The sequence below is a fragment of the Pontibacter sp. JAM-7 genome (genome assembly GCF_048548695.2).
In the GTDB taxonomy this organism is placed as follows: Bacteria; Pseudomonadota; Gammaproteobacteria; order Pseudomonadales; family Balneatricaceae; genus Neptuniibacter.
The window spans coordinates 1-203 of the sequence record NZ_JBLYIF020000118.1 but is presented as its reverse complement, the minus strand read 5'-3'; the positions used below and the strand labels follow the sequence as shown (position 1 = coordinate 203).

General features: G+C 58.1%; 2 tRNA genes. Both read right to left on the bottom strand.

Annotated features, from left to right (window positions below):
• Nucleotides 1-2 precede the first annotated feature (2 nt).
• Nucleotides 3-76 (bottom strand) — tRNA-Asp (locus tag ACFVYJ_RS14025).
• 51 nt (nt 77-127) lie between these two features.
• Nucleotides 128-203, bottom strand: a tRNA-Val gene (locus ACFVYJ_RS14020).

The window sequence follows — 203 nt, the reverse complement described above, 5'->3', positions numbered from 1 at the left end:
GGCGGAACGGACGGGACTCGAACCCGCGACCCCCTGCGTGACAGGCAGGTATTCTAACCAACTGAACTACCGCTCCAGCATCATAAGTCATTGACTCTATCAATTGCAGCTATGCTGCACCTGTTCGTGGTGGGCGTGGAGAGGCTCGAACTCCCGACATTCGCCTTGTAAGGGCGACGCTCTCCCAACTGAGCTACACGCCC